We start from the raw sequence: 212 nt of genomic DNA, 5'->3' as shown, positions 1-212 counted from the left end.
CCGGGGACCCGCTTCGTGTTCGGCAGATTGTGCGGACGCTCCTACGAGCGCGCGGGTTCGCGCAAGCCTGCTGCGCCCCTAGGCGCTCGTGGCCCGCGACTCGACCACGGTCACGGTGACGTTCACGAAGTACGTCTCGACAGTCGCCGCGTGGAGATGGCCGGCACGCGCAATATCCCCCTCGATGCCGCACGTCACGTGGACGTGAGCCC

Origin of the sequence: Paeniroseomonas aquatica (genome assembly GCF_030409335.1) — a bacterium.
Lineage (GTDB): Bacteria > Pseudomonadota > Alphaproteobacteria > Acetobacterales > Acetobacteraceae > Belnapia > Belnapia aquatica.
The sequence above is the reverse complement of the archived record's forward strand: the minus strand, read 5'-3'. Positions refer to the sequence as shown.